This is a genomic window from Streptomyces sp. NPDC047982, from assembly GCF_043204165.1.
In the GTDB taxonomy this organism is placed as follows: domain Bacteria; phylum Actinomycetota; class Actinomycetes; order Streptomycetales; family Streptomycetaceae; genus Streptomyces.
This window is the reverse complement of sequence record NZ_JBIDBS010000010.1, coordinates 166,379-188,036: the sequence shown is the minus strand read 5'-3', so window position 1 is coordinate 188,036 and position 21,658 is coordinate 166,379. Positions and strand designations below refer to the sequence as shown.

The window sequence follows — 21,658 nt, the reverse complement described above, 5'->3', positions numbered from 1 at the left end:
GCGGGCGAGGTCTCAGGCGCGGTACGTGTGCGGGACGACGGCGACCGGGCAGGGCGCGTAATGCAGCATCGCGTGGTTCACCGGGCCGAGGTGCTGTGCGTGCGCTGTGTGGTGTCCGTGCCGCCTGCCGATCCGGCTCGCGCCGACGACCAGGAGTTCCGCGCCCTCGGCGGCCTCCAGCAGCCTCTGGTGCGTCGGGCCTTGCACCACCGACCTCCGGACGGTGACATCCGAGGAGCCGGTCGGGTCCAGCTCCGCGAGTACGGCTTCGAGGTGTTCTTCGGCCTGCCGGTGATGGGCGGCGGTGGGGGAGCCGACGAGCAGCGGATGGCTCCTGGCCTCATGCGCGGGGCTGCGCCAGGCCCGTACGGCGACCAGTTCGCCATGCCGGGCCCTCGCTTGGGCGAGCGCGAAGAAGAGAGCCGCTGTCGGCTTCTCGGCGTCGCTGATCCCGACGACGACGCGACCGGGTCGCGGTGGTGTGGTCGGTGCCCGCTCCGGCACCACCACGACCGGGCAGTGGGACCGGTTGGCGAGCGTCAGACTGACGGACCCCAGCAGCATTTCGGCGATCCGGCCCCGGCCGCGGGAGCCGACGACCACCACGGCGGCCTCGTGGCTCTCCGCGACGAGGGCCACCACCGGGTCCTCGGGCAGCACCTCGGCCTCCACGTCCACCTCGGGGCCGAGCCGCCGCGCGCGTTCCCCGGCCTCGGCGACGAGATGCTCGGCCAGGCTCTCGTCGGCGGGGCGCTCGGGGTCGGAGGCGGCGTGCGCCCCTTCGTAGTGCTCCCACAGCGAGGCGTGGAGGACGCGCAGGGGAAGCCCCGAGCGTGCCGCTTCCGCCGCGGCCCAGTCGAGGGCGCGGAGGCTGCCCTCCGATCCGTCCACTCCGACGGCTACGGGGCGTCGCATCGTTTCCACCTTGCTTTCCTTGCTTCTCGTCCGCCTGTTCGAGGGCGTGCCGGTCCTAGGGTTCGATCGTCAGCACCTGATCCGTGGGGCGTCGGGGCGTTCGGGGCCCCGTGGGGCCGTACCCCAGACGGACGAGCATCTGTGCGTGCCCCGAGCCGAAGACCGGGTCGCGCAGGATCCAGCGCAGGTCCGGCCACTCGATGGGCTGGGTCGAGAACGACGTGGACACGCCGTGGAGCGTGGCCAGGAGCAGGACCCGTTCCAGGGCCTGACCGGCGCGCAGCCAATCGACGGGGTGGTCGCTCGACGTGGTCAGCAGGGCCAGCTGGGGCCGCTTCTCGAACGGCACACGTGACCGGCCGGACAGTACGCCGGTTCCCGCGAAATCGCGGGTGGTCGCCTGCTCCGAGGCGTCGCGGGGGCCGAAGGCGTAGTCCGGGATCCCGTCGACGGGAGCCTCGGTCTTCGTGTCCCGGATCCAGCGGTGCTGCTCCGCCTCCCGACCGGGATCCCCGCGGGCGTACCCCTCGGCGTCCCGGATCAGCCCGAGCACGGTCTCCAGATGCGGCGAGGCCAGGAACGAGAAGTCCGCGCCCTCGGCGCGGGCCGCCTCGACCAGGAGCGCGCGGACGTCCTCCGGGACCAGTTCGTCGTCGAACGGGTAGCGGCTCGTGTGCCGCTCCCGGATCGCGGGGTGGAGAGCGGCGAGTGTCTCGTCGCCGACGAGCGCTTCGTCCCTGGCGGCCGGCCAGGCGTCCGTGCGGACGCCGAGTCGCACGGAGGCCAGTACGGCGGGTGCCGACGGTTCCGGCAGCAGCGCGGTGACCACCTCCAGGCCGTGGTGGGCTGCGGACACCCGCAGGTTGAGCAGGGCCGCGCCGCAGCCCACGTGCAGCGCACGGGTCGCCGGGTCCTCCTCCGGCAGCGCGCGGTCGAGGTCCGCGAGGAGGGTGAGCGTATGGCCCGCGCGCGTGTAGCGGAACCGCCAAGGCTGGGCGTTGTGCATGGACGGGGCGGCGGTGGCGTCGGCGACGAGGCCGGTCAGCGTCGCGTCGTCGAGTGACCTGGGCATCGTGACTCCCGGGTATCCGGAACGATCGGTCGAGGGATTCGGTCGGTTCTGTCGGTATGTGGTGCTTGTTGTGCCGTGCCCGGCGGGGCGGATGGCGGATGACTTGCGCCCGCATCCGCAATGAGCGCTTCGCCAGTCCGTTATGGACATTTTGTCCGTCCTCACTACGAACTCTCCCACGTCCCGGGCGGTCTCACGCCTCGGGCGGCCCCGTGCACGCTGCGGCGATCTTGCGCCCCGCGCGGTCGGCCCGTACTCGCTGGGACGACCCCGGGGTGTGCTGGGCCCGCACCGGAGGAACGCCCCCGGACCCGTGCTGCCCGTGCGCCGGAACCGTGGTGCCATGGGAGGAGCCCCGGCGAACGGACCGACGAAGGCCCTTTCGCAGGCACCTGCGAAGGGGCGGCAGCCGGAGGGGCTGACCCGGCGACCGATCAAGCGGCCCATCGAGCGACCGATCAAAGGACTGGTCAAGCCACCGAATCAAAGGACTGGTCAAGCCACCGATCAAGGGACTGAGCAAAGGACCGATGAAGGGAACGTCCGCTTATGGCAGCAGCCCCGTCCCTGACGCTGCCTCTGCGCTCCGTACGGGCCGTCGTCCTCGACACCGACGGAGTGATCACCGACTCCGCCCGATGCCATGCCGCAGCCTGGAAGAAGGCGTTCGACGCCGTCCTCTCGGACGTCGAGGGGCAGCGGCCCTTCGACGCCGTGGACGACTATCTTCGCCACGTCGACGGCCGGTCGCGGCGGGACGGGGCGGCGGCGTTCCTGGCGTCACGGGGGCTGGACCTGCCGGAGGGCGATCCCGACGACCCACCGGGCACCGGGACGGTGTGGGCGGTCGCCGCCCGCAAGGACGAACTGTTCACACGGGCGCTGCGCACCGGACACGTCGACGTCTGGCCCGGCACGGTCCGGCTCCTCGACGCACTGCGTGACCGGGGGACACCCTGCGCGGCCGTCTCCGCGTCCCGGCACGCCACCGAACTGTTGACGAGGGCCGGTCTCATCGACCGGTTCGCCGCCGTGGTCGACGGGAACGAGGCGGGCCGGCTGCGGCTGCCCGGAAAGCCCGACCCGGCACTCTTTACGGAGGCGGCGCGGCGGCTGCGGGTCCCGGTCCGGCAGACGGCGGTGGTGGAGGACGCGCTGGCCGGCGTCGAGGCCGGGCGGCGCGGCGGTTTCGGACTCGTGGTCGGCGTGGACCGTACCGGCGGCCCTGACAGCGCCGCCGCGCTGCGCCGTCACGGTGCCGACCTCGTGGTGTCCGACCCCGGTGACCTGCTGAGCACGGGAGCGGCCGCCGCCGGGGAAGGCGTTGCGGAACGGGATGTCGGGGGAGCGGGTGCCACGGAACACGGCGCCGGGGGAGCGGGTGCTGGGGAACAGGACATCGAGGGAGCGGGCGCGGCGGAACAGGGCGCCGGAGAAGCGGGTGCTGCGGTCCGGGCCGCCGGGGAAGCACGTACATTGAGGGGCCGAGGGTGAGGCTCGCGCTGAATGATGGAGGGGCGTTCGCGTGATCGAGAAGGTCGTCGGTGGCATCGTCGTGGCTCTGCTGACGGCGATCGGCCGGTTGCTCTGGCAGAACAGACGGCATGTGACCCTGCTCCGTGTCCTCCTCACGCCGCGGAGCCGTACGCGCGTCTCCGTCGCCGTGCTGCTGCGTGTGCAGGATGAGGACCACTACGTCCTCTTCGCCTCGGTCACCCGCCCGGGGACGTTCGGCCCGCCCGGCGGTGTGGTCAAGTATCACGAATCGGCGAAACCCGCGCTCGAACGCCTCGGTTTCGAACCCGAACGGCGTGCCCGGGCCGAGATGCGGCACGACCTGCGGGGCTTCTTGTCGGCCCTGCGGGTCCTGGGATTCGCCCGATGGCTGCAACGGGGCGAGGGCCGTGAGGCGGCGACGGAGTGTCTGCGCCGTGAACTCGTCGAGGAGCTGGGCGAGGTGGGCCACGACGAACTCGTCCCGCTCGCCCGCGAGGCCGGCTTCCGGCTCGTGCGCAGGGTCATCGACGGCCCGCGGAAGGCGCCGGGCGAGGGATATCGGCAGATCCGCTTCTTCGAGGTGTACGACCTGGTCCTCGACAAGCCCGAGGCCGCCGAACTGCGCACGACCGTACTGGCGTTGGCGGCGGACGCCGACGAGCCCCTGGTCATCGGCGCGAGCCGGAGCGAGATGGCCCGGGGGCGCGCTCAGGCGCACGTGGTCCTTCCTCAGTCCGCGTTCCTCATGGGGGATCGTCGGGTGCGCGAGGACATGACGCCCGTGTCCTGACGGAACACGGAACGACGCCGCCCGGACGCTCCGCTCACCGCCTCGTCCCTGCCGATCCCTTTCCGCTTCTCGCCCGTCTGCCTCCGTCTCCCCTTCCCGTCTGCTTCCGTTTCCCGTTTCCTGTCTAGCGTTCCTGCGCCTGCCCCGGCTTCGGAAGCCACGCGAGAACGCGGTACGCCGACGACCGGACGCGGCCGAGCCGCTGCTCCGGAAGAGCACGACCGATCGCTGAAGAGTACGCAAAGCCCGTTGCCGGACAGGAGTGCCGATGACCTCTGCCACTGTGACCCCCGAAGAGTTCGAAGACGCGCTCGCCGTGACCAAGTCGGCCCTCCGCGATGCCCTCCTGACCGATCCCGAGCTTGAGCAGCGCCTCCCCAAGGCGAGCGGCGGCCTGGAGCGTGCCGAGGAGGAAATCGCCGCCGGAAGGTTCGTGGGACCGGTCTTCCAGATCGGCAACGCCGCACGTGACCTCGCGCTCAAGCACTACCTGCGAGAGGACCCCGAGCGGGCCCGGAAGCTGCTCCAACTGGCCCTGCGTCTGTACGAGTTCCACAATCCCACCGGGACCTATGACGGCTCGATCGACACCTGTCGCAGGAACCTCGACGCGCTCGGTGCGGCGCCGGTCCAGCGGAGTGCGGGCCCGGGCATGTCCGAGGCCCGGCCGTCGGCACCGTACGTGGCCGCGGCTCCGGCCCCGACTCCCTCGGCCCCGGTCCCCGTTCCCAGGGCGGCCGTTCCGCCGCTGCCGCGTCCCCTCGGCGAGAGCGCGCCGGCGGACGGGACGGAACTGGACGTGCCGCCGAACTGGGAGCGTCTGCTCGACGAATGGCGTAGGGGCGGGGAGGGGGAGTCCCCCGTCGAGGACCTGATCGATCGCCTGCGCACACAGATCACCGAGGTGCTCACGAGGAGCGCCCCGGCGGCCGCCGAGCGACTGACCTCCGTCATGGACGCGGACCTTCGCGGACTGGCGGAACACCTCGCCGATGTGACGGTTCCGCTGGAGGACGCTCCCGCCCTCCACCAGCGCGCCAAGGAGGCCCGGTGGGTGTCCCGGAGCGGGACCATCCAGTACGCGAAGGGCATGACCGCCGCCGAACCGAGGACGCTGCGGACACAGTGGCTGACGAGCGCGCTCTGGAACCACTGTCTGCGGCGCCACCTGCCGACGAACGACCACCAGACCGTCGCCGACGTACTGGGCTACCTCCAGGTCTTCCAGATCGAGAACCGGTACCGGAACGACCAGCGCGAGCTGCTCCTGGCCGTCACGGAAGGAGCCGCGCTGCTCGCGGTCGGTGAGCTCCAGGTCTTCGAGCTGATGCGGGTGCCCCACGTGTACGGCTGGCTGAGGCACGCGGTCGGCATCCAGCTCCACATCGGCGGGCCCGATCCCGTGGACCCGGACGGCAGCCGCTATCACGAACGGGTGCTGCTGTCCCACGACCCCATGCGCTGGATCCATCCCGAGTACTGGGCGACACATCTGCTCAATCAGTGGGCGGACAGGCGCGAGTACGGGAACAGCGTCGCCTTCATCCTGCTGATCCTCTCCGGCTGGAAGGCCGATCAGCTCGAACGCATGCTGGACGCGCTCTACCGTGGCGCGCCCGGGGCAGCCGGTGAACGGGACGCAAGGGACGACAGGGACGGGAAGGAAAGGCCCCGCGATTTCTGGTACCAGCAGGCGATGGACATGCTCGCCAGGACCCGCACCGTCCGCGTCGTCAAGAATGCCTGGGAGCCGGGCGCCGCGACGGCGTCGAGCTCGTTGTCGATGCGCGACCAGGACGAGTTCGTACAGCTGCCCAACCGTCTGCTCCAGGGCGTCGTCGCCGAACTCGCACCCCGCTCGCACGGCACCGTGGTGCAGGGCGCGCTGTTCTCGGACCGGCCGGTACCGACGTTCCTGACGTTCAACAACTTCGGTCCCGTCGGAGTGCTCAAGATCGACGAAGCGGTCAAGGTGCGGCGCGAGAAGGAGAACTTCGACGAGTTCGGCGAGCTGCTGCACCCCTTCTACCGTTCGAGCAAGTGCGTCGTCGGCACCACGACCGTCCCCAACAGCAGCAACGGCCGGCGCTACCAGGGCATTCTCACGTCGTACGTCTTCCGCGACGGCGAGGAGCCGACGACGCTGCGCGACTGGCTGTGCAAGCGCGTCGACCAGGCCGACGACGAGCCCGCCCCGCCGGCCGGACGCCCGGCGGAGCTCGGGGCCGACGACGAACCCGTCGGCCCGCGGGGCGACACCGTGGTCCGGAACGTCGTCGAGGAGCTCTTCCTCAAGGGGCTCGGGCCCTGGCTGAGCAACGCCAGCCGCACCATCGGCGACCTGCGCGGCGAGTACCCGGCCCTGCGCCCCGCCAGCTTCGAGCGGACCAGCTACGCCCCCGGGAAGGACGCCGAGTCCGAACTTGCCCACTTCCGCCTGCCCGAGGTCGCGGACACCTTCGGCATCACCGGCGGCCTGCCCGCGCGCCCCCGGTACCTGGAACCGCTGCTGAAAGGCTCCGCCCTCGGCCACAGTCCGCTGATCACGGAACGCGACCGGCGGACGACCAACCCGCTGTGGTTGGTGGCGCACGTCGCGGAGGTCCAGGCGCCGGACGACGAAACGGCCCCGCTCCTCGACTGGCTCCTGTACGACCGGCAGCACGGGCTGGCCACGAGGTCCTACCTCACCTGCGTCTCGCACGGAGACCTGCACGGCGAGAACGTCCTGGCGAGCGGCCCCGACGCCCGACGGCCCGCCTTGTACATCATCGATTTCGAGACCACGCATCGTGGCCATATCTGCAAGGACTTCGCTCGTCTCGAATCCGCCCTGTGGTCCCGGACCTTCCCCTGGAACCCGGAACAACTGGGCCAGATCAGGGCCTGGTTCGGCAGGGCGCTGCACGGTGAGGCACTGTGGGAGGCGCCGATCCCCGAGGACGCCGATCCGCACGTGCGGCGCGTGATGGTCTGCGTCACGAAGCTGCGCTCCATCCTCAAGGGCTGCGAGCAGAGGAACTGGCCGTTCGGGGACCTGGAGTACCAGTGGGCGCTGCTGGCCTCGCTCCTGCCCTTCGCCCGCTACCGCGACCACAAATCACCGGGCAACCGCTACCTGCCGTTCCTCCTCGCCGCCGATGTCGCCGAGGCCCTCGTCACCGGGGCGAGGACGTCGATGTGAGCGACGAGGGGCCCGTTCGTCCTTCCTCGGCTCCATGGGCGTCCTCCGCCTGGCGGGTGAGGGACGCTGCCGCCCAAGGGCTGCCCCGTAATCCCTGGCGGGGCAGCCCTTGGGGGACGGCGGACGATTCCGTCTCGACGACGTCCGGGCGGGCGGGCCCCGAAGGCTGCGGAGGGCGCCGTCCGTACTCCTCGGACACGAAGCCCCGGGTCAGGGCCACACCAGGCAGTACGCCTGGTGCCCGGCGTCGTGGAGGCGGTGGCTGAAGTCCTGCCACTCGTGCAGCAGCCGGTAGACGTTGAACGCGTCGCGCGGGCCGCCGCGGTCGGGGACCGTGGACCAGATGAAGGCCGCGGCGCCCACCGACTCCTCGCCGACGCCGCGCAGCGGGTCGACGACTGTCATCGGGAGCTTGACCACCGCGTAGTCGGGGTGGAGGACGACCAGTTCCAGCGGGGGGACCCGGTGCAGGGGTATGCCCTGGATGCCGGTGAGGACCATCGCCGCCACCGTCTCCGGCTTGATCTTGGTGAACATGCCGCCCATGCCCAGTTCGTCGCCGCCGAGTTCCTCGGGGCGCATCGAAATGGGCACGCGCGCCGCGGTCGCCCCGTCCGGGGCACCGAAGTACTTGTACGTCACCCCCACCCGGCCACCACTCCTGCTCCCGGCCCCGCTGCCCTCCGCACCGCCGGGACGCACGTTCCGGCGGCGCTCCCCGTCACGCCGGTGCCGACCCCGCCGGGCAGGCTCGGGGCCCAGGCCGTCGGTCCCCTCGCCCACTCCGCCACCGCGATGCATATCTCATCCACCCGACTACTACTGAGGAGACACGGCCCCCGCCGTACAACCCGATCATCGTGTCAGTGACCTCCCCCGCGGGCGTGCGGTGAAACACCTGTCCCGCGAGACCGTGCGTGCCTCTGACACCATGGCTTGTGTGAGCTTCCCCCATCAGGCCCCAGTCTCGCAGACGCGAGGGGGCTGAGCCCTTCCCTCACACGAGAAGAACACGTTCGTACGAGGAGAACACGTTCACACGAGGAGAACACGTTCACACGAGGAGAACACGTTCCCCACTCACCGCGGCCGGGATTTCCGGCCCGCACCTCCGACCCTCGAATCGCAGATCAGGACCAAAGTGGCGTACTCATATCAAGCCCCCGTTTCCCAGACGCTCTTCGACCGCGCGTCCCTCGTGACGCCCGGCGGCGTGAACTCTCCCGTGCGGGCCTTCCGGGCCGTGGGCGGTACGCCCCGCTTCATGGTGTCCGGTACCGGTCCGTACCTCACCGATGCCGATGGCCGCGAGTACGTGGACCTCGTGTGCTCGTGGGGGCCGATGATTCTCGGTCATTCCCACCCCGAGGTGATCGCCGCGGTGCAGGAGGCCGTCGCGCGCGGCACCTCGTTCGGGACCCCCGGCGAGGGCGAGGTCGCGCTCGCCGAGGAGATCGTGGCCCGGGTCGAGCCCGTGGAGCAGGTGCGGCTGGTGTCGTCCGGCACCGAGGCGACCATGTCCGCGATCCGTCTCGCCCGCGGCTTCACCGGCCGCGCCAAGGTGGTGAAGTTCGCGGGCTGCTACCACGGTCACGTCGACGCGCTCCTCGCCGCCGCCGGTTCCGGGGTCGCGACCTTCGGGCTGCCGGACACCCCGGGGGTCACCGGCGCGCAGGCGGGCGACACGATCGTGCTGCCGTACAACGACCTGGACGCCGTGCGGGCCGCGTTCGCCGCGCATCCCGGCGAGATCGCCTGTGTGATCACCGAGGCGTCACCGGGCAACATGGGCGTCGTACCGCCGCTGGACGGTTTCAACGCCGGGCTCAAGGAGATCTGCGCCGCCGACGGCGCCCTCTACATCTCCGACGAGGTCATGACCGGGTTCCGTACCTCGAAGGCGGGCTGGTTCGGGGTCGACGGGGTGCGCCCCGACCTGATGACCTTCGGCAAGGTGATGGGCGGCGGTTTCCCGGCCGCGGCCTTCGGCGGCCGGGCGGACGTGATGGCGTACCTCGCCCCCGCCGGTCCCGTCTACCAGGCGGGCACCCTCTCCGGGAACCCGATCGCCACCGCCGCCGGGCTCGCCCAGTTGCGGCTGCTCGACGACGCGGCGTACGCGAAGGTGGACGCGGTCTCCGCGGAGATCCGCGGCCTGGTGGGCGAGGCGCTCACCAAGGAGGGCGTGGCGCACACCGTGCAGTGCGCGAGCAACATGTTCTCCGTCTTCTTCACCGACCGGCCGGTGCGGAACTACGAGGACGCGAAGCAGCAGGAAGCCTTCCGCTTCACCGCCTTCTTCCACTCGCTGCTGTCGCAGGGTGTCTACCTGCCGCCGTCCGCCTTCGAGTCCTGGTTCGTCTCCACCGCCCACGACACGCAGGCCGTCGAGCGCATCGCCGCCGCCCTGCCCGCCGCCGCACGCGCGGCATCGGAGGCCACCGCATGAGCGAGAACGCGAGCCGCGAGGGGCGCAAGGACATCACCGTCGTCCACCTGATGCGGCACGGCGAGGTGCACAACCCGGAGGGCGTGCTCTACGGGCGCCGTCCCGGCTACCACCTCTCCGAGCTGGGCCGGCAGATGGCCGACCGGGTCGCGGAGCACCTGAAGGGTCGCGACATCACCCATGTCGTCGCCTCCCCGCTGGAACGTGCCCAGGAGACGGCCGCGCCGATCGCCGCGACGCACGGTCTGGAGATCGCCACGGACGAGCGGCTCATCGAGGCGGCCAACGTCTTCGAGGGCAAGACCTTCGGTGTCGGCGACGGGGCGCTGCGCAAGCCGGACAACTGGAAGCACCTGACCAATCCGTTCCGGCCGTCCTGGGGCGAGCCGTACATCGAGCAGGTCGTACGGATGATGCGCGCCCTGGACGCGGCCCGGGACGCGGCGCGCGGCCACGAGGCGGTGTGCGTCAGCCATCAGCTTCCCATCTGGATCGTGCGGAGTTTCGTGGAGCGGCGGCGGCTGTGGCACGACCCGCGCAAGCGTCAGTGCACGCTCGCGTCGCTCACCAGCTTCACATATCAGGGCGACAAGATCGTGTCGGTCGGGTACAGCGAGCCGGCGCGGGACCTGGTGCCGCCGCACCTGCGGGCCGGGGCGAATCCCGTGAAGGGGAAGACGAAGGCGTTCGGCGCCTGAGCCGGCGGCCGGGCGCGAGTCCGGGTACGAAATCGGGCGGCGGGGACGGGACGGCGTGGGCGGGGCGGCGTCGGCGGGGCGGATGCCGGGACCGATGGTGTGCACCCGCCCCGTCCCGTTCGACGATGCGTGTGTGCCGCTCGGGGTGCCCCGTCCCGTCCGACCACGTGTGCGTGCCCCTCGGGGTGCCCCGCTCCGTTCGGCGATCCGCACGTGACTGCGGCAGGTCCCGCCCACGACCAAGGGCTGTCCCGTAATCCTCTGGCGGGCGCGTGACGACGGCTGCGGCACCTCGCGCGTTGTCAGGAAATATCCGCATGCGCTCGGTATGTGGATGCTCCTTCGTCTTGGGGTGCGTCACGTCCGACGCCGTGCGCTGATCCACCGCGGATCACGGGACAGTCCTTAGGTCATACGCTCGATCGCCTTCGAGGTCTGTTCTCGCGAAGAACTTTGTGATAAATCGCGGAACCCCCGTGCTGTTTCCGCCATCTAAGCCTTCGGCAGTTTGTATGGACTTGAGGTAAAACGACCGCAGATGGGGAACGTATGCGCGAGATCAGCCGAAGGGGTTTGCTCGGAGCCGGGCTTGGGACCGCGGCCGCCATCGGTCTGGCGGGGTGCAGTTCATCCGGGCCGGAACGAGCGGGGGCTACGGAGGGGAAGGGTACCGACGGGCGCAACCGGGGGTCCGGACCCGCGAAGAAGGACGTCCGGCTGATCGGGGACGGTTCCACCGCGGACACCGGCAAACAACCGCACCAGCCCCCGGCGCCGGTCCCGCTCGAACCCGGTCAGACGCCGCCGCAGTTCGTGATCTTTTCCTGGGACGGGGCGGGCGAGGTCGGCAACGGGCTCTTCCCGCGTTTTCTGGAACTCGCCAAGAACCATGACGCGGCGATGACCTTCTTCCTCTCCGGCCTCTATCTGCTGCCCGAGTCGAAGAGCTCCATGTACCGGCCGCCCAACAACCCGGTCGGCGCCTCCGACATCGGTTATCTCACCGATGACCACGTCAAGGAGACGATCAAGTACGTCCGTCAGGCGTGGTTCGAGGGACACGAGATCGGCACCCATTTCAACGGGCACTTCTGTGCCGGTTCGGGATCGGTCGCCAACTGGACCTCCGCCCAGTGGCAGAGCGAAATCGACCAGGCGATCTCCTTCGTCACCCAATGGCGCACCCATACCGGCTGGACCGATCTCGATCCGCTGCCCTTCGACTACCGCAAGGAACTGGTCGGCGCCCGCACTCCCTGTCTGCTCGGTCAGGACAACCTCCTGCCCACGGCCAAGAAGCTGGGCTGGCGGTACGACGCCAGTTCCCCCGGCGGGACGCAGGTGTGGCCGCAGAAGCGGCAGGGGGTCTGGGACCTTCCGCTGCAGGCTATGCCCTTCCCCGGGCACAGCTTCGAGGTCCTCTCGATGGACTACAACATCCTCGCCAACCAGTCGCACAATTCGACCAAGGGGATGCCGTCCCGTTATCCGGGATGGCGCAAGCAGGCCACCGGGGCGTATCTCGCCGGATTTGAGCGCGCGTACACGACGAATCGCGCTCCGTTCTACATCGGCAACCACTTCGAGGAGTGGAACGGCGGCATCTACATGGACGCGGTCGAGGAAACGCTGAAGAAGATCGCCGACAAGCCGGATGTGCGGCTCGTCTCCTTCAAGCAGTTCGTCGACTGGCTCGACGTGCAGACCCCCGCCGTACTCGACAAGCTCCGCACACTGGGTGTCGGGCAGGCGCCCGAGGGCGGCTGGAACGCCTTCTTTAAAAAAGCCTGACAAGGGGCGTTACGGGCATCGAGGGGGGTGCCCGAGATCGCCGGAACCGCCATGCGAAACTTTTCACATGAGCTATGGCCGGGCACCTCGACGCCGCTTCACGCTGCTCGCCGTCCCCGCGGCGGCCGTCGCACTCGCGCTCACGCTGACCGCGTGCGGCGGGAACGACGAAAAGGTCGGCGGCGGTGGCAGCACGAACTTCGTCACGGGCAGTGGTGGTATCTCCACCGTGGCCAAGGCCGACCGTGTGCCCGCCCCGAAGCTCGACGGCGAGACCCTCGACGGCAAGCAGCTCGACGTCGCCGACTTCAAGGGCAAAGTCGTCGTGCTGAACGTATGGGGCTCCTGGTGCAATCCCTGCCGCCTGGAGGCCCAGCACTTCTCCCGAGTGGCGAAGGAGACGAAGGACAAGGGCGTCGAGTTCGTCGGGATCAACACGCGGGACGCGCAGAAGGGTCCCGCGCTGAGCTTCGAGAAGGACTACGGAGTTCCGTACCCGAGCTTCTTCGACCCGACCGGCAAGCTGATGCTCCGCTTCCCCAAGGGCACGCTGCGCCCGCAGTCCATCCCCTCGACCGTGGTCCTGGACCGGGACGGGAAGATCGCCGCTCGTTCCCTGGTCGCGCTCGATGCCGAGGGTCTGCACAAGATGATCGACCCGCTGATCGCGGAGAAGTGACTCCGTGCTCACCCTTGCCGCGCTTCCCGGGCAGAACGAGACCGTGATGAGCGGGGCGCTGATCGTCGCCCTGCCCATCGCGATGCTCGGCGGGCTCGTCTCGTTCTTCTCGCCGTGCGTCCTGCCCCTCGTGCCCGGCTACCTCTCGTACGTCACCGGCGTCAGCGGCACCGACCTGGCTCAGGCCAGGCGGGGCCGCATGGTGGCGGGAGCCTCGCTGTTCGTGCTCGGCTTCACCGCCGTGTTCGTCTCCGGCGGTGCGCTCTTCGGCTTCTTCGGCCAGACCCTCCAGGAACACAGCGAGGTCCTCTCCAAGGTCCTCGGCGTGCTGATGATCCTGATGGGGATCTTCTTCATGGGCCTGATGCCCTGGATGACCCAGCGTGAATTCCGCATCCACAAGCGGCCGGTGAGCGGACTGGCAGGTGCGCCCCTGCTGGGCGCCCTGTTCGGGATCGGCTGGACACCCTGTCTCGGCCCGACCCTCAGCTCGGTGAGCATCCTCGCGATGGAGCAGGGCACCGCCGGGCGCGGAGCGATCCTGACCGTCGCTTACTGCCTGGGACTGGGTGTGCCCTTCGTGCTCGCCGCGGTCGCCTTCCGCAAGGCGCTCGGCGCGTTCGGCTGGGTCAAGCGCCACTACGCATGGGTCATGCGAATCGGCGGCGCGATGATGATCGTGACCGGTCTGCTCCTGCTGACCGGTCTGTGGGCCGACCTGATGCAGGTGATGCAGGGGTGGTCCGACGGCTTCACGGTGGGGATCTGAGGTTCCATGAGCGACACCAAGACCAACACGACCGGCGAGCGTGAGGAGGAAGGACGGGACCAGAGCGCCCGCGAACTCGGCGCGGCCGGCTCCCAGCTCTCCACCGCGCCCCGGGAGGAGAGCGCGGCCGCTCTGCCGGCCATGGGCGTCGCCGGCTGGGTCCGCTGGTTCTGGCGGCAGCTCACCTCCATGCGGGTCGCGCTGATCCTGCTCTTCCTGCTGTCGCTCGGCGCCGTCCCCGGCTCGCTGATCCCGCAGAACAGCGTGGACGAACTGAAGGTGCAGACCTTCAAGGAGGCCCACCCCACCCTCACGCCGATCTACGAGAAGCTCCAGTTCTTCGACGTCTACAGCTCGGTGTGGTTCTCCGCGATCTACATCCTGCTGTTCATCTCGCTCATCGGCTGCATCGTGCCGCGCACCGGCCAGTTCATCGGCCAGTTGCGCAGCCGTCCCCCGGGCGCCCCCAAGCGCCTGACCCGGCTGCCCGCGTACACCATCTGGCGCACCGAGGCCGAGCCCGAGCAGGTCCGCGAGGCCGCGCTCGCCACGCTGCGCGGGCGCCGTTTCCGGGCCCACACGGTGGGGGACGCGGTCGCCGCAGAGAAGGGATACCTGCGCGAGGCGGGGAACCTGGTCTTCCACGTCTCCCTGATCGTGATGCTGGTGGCGTTCGCCTATGGCCAGCTCTTCAAGTCCGAGGGCGCCAAGCTGATCGTCGAGGGCGACGGCTTCTCCAACACACTGACCCAGTACGACGACTTCAAGTCCGGTTCGCTGTTCGACTACGACGGGCTGGCCCCGTTCAGCTTCAAGCTCGACGACTTCGTCGGCACGTACGAGCGCAGCGGCCCGCAGAAGGGCACGGCACGGACCTTCGAGGCCCATGTGACGTACGAGAAGGGCGCGTACGGCAAGCCGCAGAAGAAGGTCATCAGGGTCAACGAGCCCCTCGACGTCGACGGCACCAAGGTCTATCTGAACGCGCACGGCTACGCACCCGTCGTCTCCGTCAAGGACGCCTCCGGCAAGGAGGTCTACCGCAACGCCGTGCCGCTGCTGCCGAGGGACAACAACATCACCTCGACCGGCGCGATCAAGGTGCTGGACGGCTACCGGGACAAGAGCGGCAAGAAGACCCAGCTCGGCTTCCAGGCGTTCTTCGTGCCGACCTTCGCGGGCGCCGGCAAGGGCAATATGTTCTCCCAGTTCCCGGCCGCGGACATGCCCGTGCTCGCCCTCAACGCCTACCACGGCTACCTCGGAACCGACTCCGGCCTGGCGCAGAACGTGTACCAGCTGGACAAGACCAAGATGAAGGCGTTCAAGGACGGCGAGGGCGGAGACCTCAAGCAGCGCCTCGCGGTCGGCGACACGATGAAGCTGCCCGACGGCGCCGCCTCGATCACCTTCGTGGGCGTCGAGGAGTGGGCCAGCTTCCAGATCTCCGAGCAGCCCGCCAGCGGCTGGGCCCTCGGCGGTGCGGCCGCCGCGATCGTCGGGCTCGCCGCCTCGCTGTTCATCCAGCGGCGACGGGTCTGGGTGCGGGCCGTGCGCGGCGCCGACGGCGTCACCGTCGTCGAGATGGGCGGCCTCGGCCGCAGCGAGTCCGCCAGGCTCCCCGAGGAACTGGCCGACCTCGCGGCGACACTGCACGACCAGGCGCCCGCCGTGCCCGACCCGGACACGGACGAGGGGGCGGCCGACGGTCCGGACACCGGCTCCGACGGCGACGCGCCCGGCCCGGACACCGGCTCCGGCTCTGGCACGGACTGCGACACCGGCTCCGGCACGGGCCGCGACACAGGCTCCGACTCCGTCGAAGAATCCTCCGAAGAACCTGCCGAAGGGGCTGAGAAGTGAATCTCGCCGCCGCAACCAACGAGAACCTGGCGCACACCAGCAATGTGCTGATCTATTCGTCGATGGCCGTCTACACCCTGGCCTTCTTCGCGCACATCGCGGAATGGGTGTTCGGCAGCCGCAGCAAGGTGGGCCGTACCGCCGCCGCCCTGACCGAGGGGGGTGCCGGGGCCGCGGCCGCCGGTCCTGAGGTCCGGACGCGGGTCGCCCAGAAGGGCGGCGGCACCGCCGTGCTCGACCGCCCGAAGGTCGTCACGCGCGCCGCCGCGGGCTCCCGGGACGTCCCGGACGGCCCCGGCGCGGCCGGCGGCACGTTCAAGGGCGACCTGTACGGGCGCATCGCGATCTCGCTGACCATCGTCGCCTTCTGCGTCCAGGCGGGCGGCGTCATCGCCCGCGCGCTGTCCGTGCAGCGCGCCCCCTGGGGCAACATGTACGAGTTCTCCATCACCTTCTCCACGGTGGCGGTCGGCACGTACCTGGTCCTCCTCGCGCTGGGGAAGAACGTCCGCTGGATGGGGCTGCTCCTGGTCACCACCGTCCTGCTGGACCTCGGCGTCGCGACCACCCTGCTCTACACCGCCAGCGACCAGCTGGTGCCCGCGCTGGACTCGTACTGGCTGTGGATCCACGTCTCCACCGCCATCCTCTGCGGTGCCGTCTTCTACATCGGCGCGGTCGCCACCGTGCTCTACCTCTTCCGCGACAGCTACGAGGCCAAGCTGGCGGCCGGTGGGAAGCCGGGCGCCTTCGCCCGGTCCGTGCTCTCCCGGCTGCCCGCCGCCGGTTCGCTCGACAAGTTCTCGTACCGCATCAACGCCGCGGTGTTCCCGCTGTGGACGTTCACGATCATCGCGGGCGCCATCTGGGCCGGTGACGCGTGGGGCCGCTACTGGGGCTGGGACCCCAAGGAGGTCTGGTCCTTCATCACCTGGGTCGCGTACGCGAGCTACCTGCACGCCCGTGCCACCGTCGGCTGGAAGGGCCGCAAGGCCGCCTACCTGGCGCTCCTCGCCTTCGGCTGCTGGCTGTTCAACTACTACGGCGTGAACATCTTCGTCAACGGCAAACACTCCTACGCGGGCGTCTGACGACCTCACCCGCGCGGGCGTCCGAGGACCGGCCCCCGTCGTCCCCTCGCACGGGGACGACGGGGGCCGGTCCTCGTGCACGGGTGCGGATCGCGCACCCTCGGGCCACGCTGGAACCATGACCGACGCGACCCCCGTCATCGAGCACGGCACCAGCGAGACCCACGGCGACCTGCACACGCTGCGGTTCCTGTTGCGGCTGCCGCACCCCGTCCCCACGGTGTGGGGTGCCGTCGCCAGCGCCGAGGGGCTGCCCGGCTGGCTGGCCGCCGCCGACACGTTCGAACCGCGCGTCGGCGGGGCGATCACGTTGCGCTGGCTGACCACCGACCGGGACGGGAACGCCACCGTCGCCTCGGGCACCGTCACCGCCTGGGACGTCGAGCGGGTCGCCGAATACACCCTCGAAGGACCGCACGGCCGTATCCGCTTCCATCTGGAACCGCCACGCGGCGACCACGTGCTGCTGCGCTTCACCAACGAGATCCGGGGCGACGACGCACTGCGCCTGGACTCCCTCGCCGGCTGGCACGACCACTTCAGCTACCTCGTGGACGCGCTCGACGGCTACCCCGCCGACTGGTCGAAATGGACGCCGGTGCGGTGGGCGGAACTGCGTGAGGAGTACGCGGCCGACGGGCCGTGAGCCGGGACATGGGTGCCGGGGCGCGAGGCGGGGCCCGACGCGGCGTACGGGCTGACGGCAGTCCGGGCTGACGGGCTCACGGCGTACAGGCTCATGGCCGCGCGGGCTCACGGCGTACTACGAGCTGACGGGCTCACGGCCGCGCGGACGTACGGGCCCACTGCGCGCGGCCTCACGGCTCACGGGCTCACGGCCGCGCGGGCTCACGGCCGTGAGGACGGTGGCAGGCAGTTCGGGCCCGGAGGCGTCCGTTCCGGCCAGGCGATCGCCACGAACCGCTGACGGGCGTCCTCCGGTGCCAGCTCCACCACCGGCACCGCCTTGTTGTAAGGGTTTCCGTGGTTGTCCAGGCAGATCCACCCACCGGCCCCCGACACCCGCAGCGAGCCCTTCACCCTCGGCCACTGCTCGCCCACGTCCGCGGGCTCGGGCAGCAGCTTGCCCTCCGGGGTCGCCTGCCGGATGCCGCGCACCGCCAGCGACAGCGCGTCGTGCGCGATGATGACCTGCCCGTCCGTCAGGTCCTGGTGAGCGGTCGGCCCGATCGGGCCCACGGGCTCGCGCCCCACCGCGGCAAGCAGCTCCAGGAAGCTCCGGTAGTCCGCCGGGGAACCGCCCGTGAGCGCCTTCCCCTTTCCCTTCTGCTCCGTGGCCGTCCAGGCGTCCGGATGCGCCAGCGACGCGTAGCGGACCGTCACTTTGCGCCGCAGCGCGCCCCGGTCGAGCTTCTTGTCACTGCCGAGGTACGAGCCCTCGTCACCGGTCAGGATGGTGAACGGGCGGCTCTGGCAGCCCCGGGACCCGAGCGCGTTGATGAACTGCCGCAGCTGGGTGTGGCGTCCCGCGAAGAACACCGTGTCCGCGTCCGTGTCGCAGATCAGGTGCGTGATCTGCTGGAACGTGTTGGCCGTGGTGCCCTCGTCGTTCGGGTCGCTGCGCGAGGTGAACAGCTGCGGCTCGTAGCGGGTCCCCTCGACCAGCGAGGTGAACGCCGCCCGCAGCGTGTCCGTGTAGTGGTCCCCGGTACGGGTGTCCTGCACCAGCAGCGCCCTGTCCGCCTTCACCTGCCCGAAGTGCGCCAGCGCCCGGGCCTCGTCGCGGTTCGTCGGCGAGACCCGCGCCAGGCCCGGGAACGGGTCGCCGTCCGGACCGTTGGCGATGTCGTCGGCGGTGATCGTGGTGCCGACGACCGCGATGTGCGCGGCGGTCAGCTCCTTGACCGCGCTCCTGACCTGCGTACTGCTGGTCGCCACCCCCGACACCGCGCGCAGATGGTGCGGCGCCCCGGTCATCGCCTTCAGCCGCTCCACCGTCGGCCGCCACAGCAGGTTGTTGCTTCCCGTGTTGGCGAGCACCAGCCGTATCCCGGGCACCTGGCCGTTCGACAGATGGTTGGCCCGGTACTGCGCGGCGAAGGCGCCCTGCAGCTCGCGCTGCATCTTCGTCTGCATCGCCTCGTCCTTCGACGTCAGCGGCAGCAGCAGGGCGACCGTCGCGTACCGGCCGGGCTTGAGTCTGGCGTTCTCCCGGGCGATGGCCCTGGCGACCTCGGTGAGCTTCGGTCGTCCGAAGTCGTAGCCGTCGCCGGAGACCCCCACGCACTCGTCGCTGCCCGGGGGACGCTCGACGCCCGGCACACAGGTGCGGTTCTCGGGGGCCGTGAGCCGGCCGATGCCGTACCAGCCGGACGTGACGACCAGGGCGCCCGCCACCACCGAGGTGACGACCTTCTGCCGTGCCGTGTACCAGAGGCGGTACCGCAGTGGATTACGCACCCGAGCCACCCTCCCCGCGTCGCGGGCCGCGTGTGCCCGTGTACGTCGTGCCGCCGGCCGCGCCCGTCGGGCCGAGCGCGCCGTTCGACGACCCGGCGGGCGCCCCCGGCGGCATGGACAACGGCCGCCAGGCCCTGATGTCCCGAGGCCAGTGCGTCGCCGCGTCCCACAGCACGCTGTTGCCCGACGGATGAGCGCCGGAGAGCTGTCGCAGTTCGTGCGCCATCTTCTCGACGACCTCGTCGTCCGGCAGGACCAGCGGATCGGACAGCAGCCACACCGCGTGCAGCAGCCTGCGCAGCCGCCACTGGAGTTCCACGGCCCGCTCACCGAGACCCGTGAGATCCGTCTCGCCGTCCGGCAGCGCGTCGGTCGCCTCCCGGCCGAGGGCCACCGCCCGTCGCGGGTCGGGCCCCGGGCGGCCGGGCACGCGCGGGTACGGCGCCGAGGCGATGAATCGCAGCGAGTCGAGCCAGTCCGTCACCTCCGCGTCGGCGAACCGCTCCCGCAGATGCGTCACGCAGTCCCTGGTCCTGCCCAGCACCAGCTCCTGGTGCAGCCGGTGCCGGACGCTCGGCAGCCGGCCCCCGGGCGCGTAGGCGGTGCGCAGCGTCTCGTGCACCGCACGCCACACCGCGTAGTGCGGGTGGTCGTCGTCCTGGAAGCGCAGCCGGTGCAGCAGCAGCGCCCGCAGCAGCGGGTCGGCGACGAAGAACTCGGGACCGACCGGCCAGTCCTGTGCCCGCAGCGCGTCACGCACCCGCAACGCCACATCGCCCTCCAGCGCCCGGTCGCGCAGCCGGTCCGTGGCCAGCAGCCGCGCCGACTCCTCGCCGTGCCCGGCGGCCAGCACGCACAGCACGTCGAGCTGCTGCCCGGGCACCAGCCGCGCCAGCAGTTCGTCCGCCACCCGCACCGGGAGCCGGTCCTCGCGCAGTTCCACGGCGTGGTCCAGCAGCGCCCCCGGCACGAGGTCCGCCCCCACGGCCCCGCCCGGCCGCCCCGAGTCCGCCCCCGTCCCCGGCCGCGCGGCCCCCGGCGCCAGCGCCTCGCTCGTCGCCTGCGCCAGCAGCGCCACGCCCAGCGGGCGCCCGCCCGTCAGCCGGTGCACCCCGCGTGCCAGCCCGGCCGGGGCGCGGACCACCGGATCGTGCCGGTCGAACGCGGTCTGCACGTCCGCCGGGGTCAGCGCCGTCAGCTCCACGGCCAGGATCCCCGACGTCACCTCCGAACCGCGCACCCAGTGCGAAGCGTGCGCCACCTCGGGCAGCCGCCTGCGCGTCGCGTGGCTCAGCCCCTCGTGGTCGCGGGTCCGCGAGGTGGCGAACACGGCGATCCGGTCCCGCACCCCGGCGGCCCGCCGCCGCAGCAGCGGCTCGACCAGCCGGCGGCCGAGATCCGTGTGCGCGTTGTCCAGCAGCAGCACCGGACGCCCCCGCCTGGCCCCTCGCGCCAGTCCCTCGTAGGCCCGGACCAGATCCGCGACCAGCGCCAGCATCAGATGGTCCTCGGCCCGGCGGCGCAGATCACCGCCGCGTTCGAAGTCGACCGCCAGCTGCCGCAGCCCGATCCGGCCGTTGCCGCCGGCGTGCGGATAGCTCCCGTACCAGTCCGCGGTACGCCGCTGGAACCGGCCGAACGACTCCTCCAGTACGGTCTCGACCGTGGCCTCCGCGACCAGCCCGGCCAGCGGGGCCACCGCGTCGAAGGCGTTGGCGGCCAGCTTCGCCAGCACCTTGGTCACCCAGCCCGTCGCCGCGTCGCCCCGGGTGTCGACGGTCGCCAGCACCGGGCCGAGCGCCTGGAGATCCCGCTGGGCCCGGGTCTCGTCCTCGCGCGTCCAGGAGATCGAGGCGACCGCCACCAGCCCCAGGCTCAGCCGGGGGAACGGCACCGGCCGCGCGGCTCGCACCCGCGCCGTCAACTGGGCGGCGAGTTCCGGCAGCGCACCGGTGACCGGGGTCCAGCCCGGCCCCGGGTCCGCGGGCGGCACGACCGCCTCGCAGTCGACCAGGGCGACCGGGGTGACCTCGCGGTACAGCCTGCGCAACTGCTTCAGCACGGCCGTCTTGCCCATGCCGCGCCCGCCGGTGAGCACGGCGACCGGCGGATCGTCGCGGTGCTCGTAGGCGACCCGGGCGGAGCCGTACGGGGCGATACCGGTCAGGCGCGCGGCGAGCCCGTCGGCGCCGAGTATCGCCTCACGTCCGTACAGCTCTCTGTCCACAGCACCCCCCAGTCCGGTCGTCCACTCCGATCTGTCACACCGTCAACCGCAGGGTATCGGGAGGCTGTTGGGGCGGGGAGAGGATTTTCGAAGGATCAGCGAATCCGGCGTGCGAGGGGGCCGGGCGTGCGGAGGGCGCCAGTGGGCGCGCATGGTCGGGCGACGAGGCCGGGCGCACGAAGAGGCCGGGAACGCGAAGAGGCCGGGCATGG

The 21,658-nt window shown here is 70.9% G+C and carries 15 protein-coding genes and 1 pseudogene; 11 read left to right on the top strand and 5 right to left on the bottom strand.

Features of this window, described 5'->3' with window-relative positions:
• Positions 1–12 precede the first annotated feature (12 nt).
• Positions 13–915, bottom strand: coding sequence for a universal stress protein (locus ACGF2V_RS15365; protein WP_362621695.1), 903 nt, complete (start codon positions 913–915; stop codon positions 13–15).
• Between the two features lie 55 nt (positions 916–970).
• Complete coding sequence (locus tag ACGF2V_RS15360; RefSeq protein ID WP_362705971.1) at positions 971–1,987, bottom strand: Acg family FMN-binding oxidoreductase; 1,017 nt, start codon at positions 1,985–1,987, stop codon at positions 971–973.
• A gap of 549 nt (positions 1,988–2,536) precedes the next feature.
• Between ACGF2V_RS15360 and ACGF2V_RS15355 the strand changes: the two are divergent.
• From ACGF2V_RS15355 to ACGF2V_RS15345, 3 genes and pseudogenes are all read left to right on the top strand, one after another.
• A pseudogene (locus ACGF2V_RS15355) lies at positions 2,537–3,289 on the top strand (HAD family hydrolase); the annotation flags it as partial.
• A gap of 223 nt (positions 3,290–3,512) precedes the next feature.
• Positions 3,513–4,274 (top strand): hypothetical protein, encoded by a 762-nt coding sequence (locus ACGF2V_RS15350; protein WP_362621689.1) that lies wholly within the window; start codon positions 3,513–3,515, stop codon positions 4,272–4,274.
• 268 nt (positions 4,275–4,542) lie between these two features.
• The gene (locus ACGF2V_RS15345; protein WP_362705973.1) at positions 4,543–7,458 is read left to right on the top strand and encodes a hypothetical protein; all 2,916 of its coding nucleotides are present in this window, start codon (positions 4,543–4,545) and stop codon (positions 7,456–7,458) included.
• Positions 7,459–7,668: 210 nt separating this feature from the next.
• Here the strand turns inward: ACGF2V_RS15345 and ACGF2V_RS15340 are convergent, their stop codons facing one another.
• Positions 7,669–8,259 carry a hypothetical protein gene (locus ACGF2V_RS15340; protein ID WP_362621685.1) on the bottom strand — a complete coding sequence of 197 codons (591 nt, stop codon included), beginning with the start codon at positions 8,257–8,259 and terminating at the stop codon, positions 7,669–7,671.
• Between the two features lie 340 nt (positions 8,260–8,599).
• Here ACGF2V_RS15340 and hemL point away from each other — a divergent pair, with 340 nt between their 5' ends.
• The 8 genes from hemL to ACGF2V_RS15300 all read left to right on the top strand — a co-directional run bounded on the left by hemL (position 8,600) and on the right by ACGF2V_RS15300 (position 17,444).
• Complete coding sequence (hemL, locus tag ACGF2V_RS15335; RefSeq protein ID WP_362621684.1) at positions 8,600–9,907, top strand: glutamate-1-semialdehyde 2,1-aminomutase; 1,308 nt, start codon at positions 8,600–8,602, stop codon at positions 9,905–9,907.
• On the top strand, positions 9,904–10,605 hold the full coding sequence (locus ACGF2V_RS15330; protein ID WP_362621682.1) for a histidine phosphatase family protein: 702 nt from the start codon (positions 9,904–9,906) through the stop codon (positions 10,603–10,605). Before hemL ends, ACGF2V_RS15330 begins: the two co-directional genes overlap by 4 nt.
• A gap of 549 nt (positions 10,606–11,154) precedes the next feature.
• A complete protein-coding gene (locus ACGF2V_RS15325; RefSeq protein ID WP_362705976.1) occupies positions 11,155–12,396 on the top strand; it encodes a hypothetical protein in 1,242 nt (413 codons plus the stop codon).
• Between the two features lie 67 nt (positions 12,397–12,463).
• Positions 12,464–13,075 (top strand): TlpA disulfide reductase family protein, encoded by a 612-nt coding sequence (locus tag ACGF2V_RS15320; protein ID WP_362621679.1) that lies wholly within the window; start codon positions 12,464–12,466, stop codon positions 13,073–13,075.
• Between the two features lie 46 nt (positions 13,076–13,121).
• Positions 13,122–13,844: a cytochrome c biogenesis CcdA family protein gene (locus ACGF2V_RS15315; protein ID WP_389045879.1), complete on the top strand. Its 723-nt coding sequence runs from the start codon at positions 13,122–13,124 to the stop codon at positions 13,842–13,844.
• A gap of 6 nt (positions 13,845–13,850) precedes the next feature.
• Entirely contained in the window at positions 13,851–15,707 is a 1,857-nt protein-coding gene (locus tag ACGF2V_RS15310; RefSeq protein ID WP_362705978.1) for a cytochrome c biogenesis protein ResB, read from the top strand.
• A complete protein-coding gene (ccsB, locus tag ACGF2V_RS15305) occupies positions 15,704–16,798 on the top strand; it encodes a c-type cytochrome biogenesis protein CcsB (protein ID WP_362705981.1) in 1,095 nt (364 codons plus the stop codon). The genes ACGF2V_RS15310 and ccsB overlap by 4 nt, the downstream gene beginning before the upstream one ends.
• 118 nt (positions 16,799–16,916) lie before the next feature.
• Positions 16,917–17,444, top strand: coding sequence for an SRPBCC domain-containing protein (locus ACGF2V_RS15300; RefSeq protein ID WP_362621672.1), 528 nt, complete (start codon positions 16,917–16,919; stop codon positions 17,442–17,444).
• A 203-nt stretch (positions 17,445–17,647) separates the two neighbouring features.
• On the opposite strand, the gene ACGF2V_RS15295 is transcribed toward ACGF2V_RS15300, so the two are convergent.
• Entirely contained in the window at positions 17,648–19,219 is a 1,572-nt protein-coding gene (locus ACGF2V_RS15295) for a hypothetical protein (protein ID WP_362705984.1), read from the bottom strand.
• Positions 19,212–21,446 (bottom strand): hypothetical protein, encoded by a 2,235-nt coding sequence (locus ACGF2V_RS15290; protein WP_362705987.1) that lies wholly within the window; start codon positions 21,444–21,446, stop codon positions 19,212–19,214. Before ACGF2V_RS15290 ends, ACGF2V_RS15295 begins: the two co-directional genes overlap by 8 nt.
• Between the last annotated feature and the right edge of the window lie 212 nt (positions 21,447–21,658).

What these genes read in the sequence shown, in the direction of transcription:
- ACGF2V_RS15365 (WP_362621695.1), bottom strand. Translation starts at nt 915, where the DNA reads ATGCGACGCCCCGTAGCCGTCGGAGTGGACGGATCGGAGGGCAGCCTC.
- ACGF2V_RS15360 (WP_362705971.1), bottom strand. Translation starts at nt 1,987, where the DNA reads ATGCCCAGGTCACTCGACGACGCGACGCTGACCGGCCTCGTCGCCGAC.
- ACGF2V_RS15345 (WP_362705973.1), top strand. Translation starts at nt 4,543, where the DNA reads ATGACCTCTGCCACTGTGACCCCCGAAGAGTTCGAAGACGCGCTCGCC.
- ACGF2V_RS15340 (WP_362621685.1), bottom strand. Translation starts at nt 8,259, where the DNA reads ATGCATCGCGGTGGCGGAGTGGGCGAGGGGACCGACGGCCTGGGCCCC.
- ACGF2V_RS15330 (WP_362621682.1), top strand. Translation starts at nt 9,904, where the DNA reads ATGAGCGAGAACGCGAGCCGCGAGGGGCGCAAGGACATCACCGTCGTC.
- ACGF2V_RS15325 (WP_362705976.1), top strand. Translation starts at nt 11,155, where the DNA reads ATGCGCGAGATCAGCCGAAGGGGTTTGCTCGGAGCCGGGCTTGGGACC.
- ACGF2V_RS15320 (WP_362621679.1), top strand. Translation starts at nt 12,464, where the DNA reads ATGAGCTATGGCCGGGCACCTCGACGCCGCTTCACGCTGCTCGCCGTC.
- ACGF2V_RS15315 (WP_389045879.1), top strand. Translation starts at nt 13,122, where the DNA reads ATGAGCGGGGCGCTGATCGTCGCCCTGCCCATCGCGATGCTCGGCGGG.
- ACGF2V_RS15310 (WP_362705978.1), top strand. Translation starts at nt 13,851, where the DNA reads ATGAGCGACACCAAGACCAACACGACCGGCGAGCGTGAGGAGGAAGGA.
- ACGF2V_RS15300 (WP_362621672.1), top strand. Translation starts at nt 16,917, where the DNA reads ATGACCGACGCGACCCCCGTCATCGAGCACGGCACCAGCGAGACCCAC.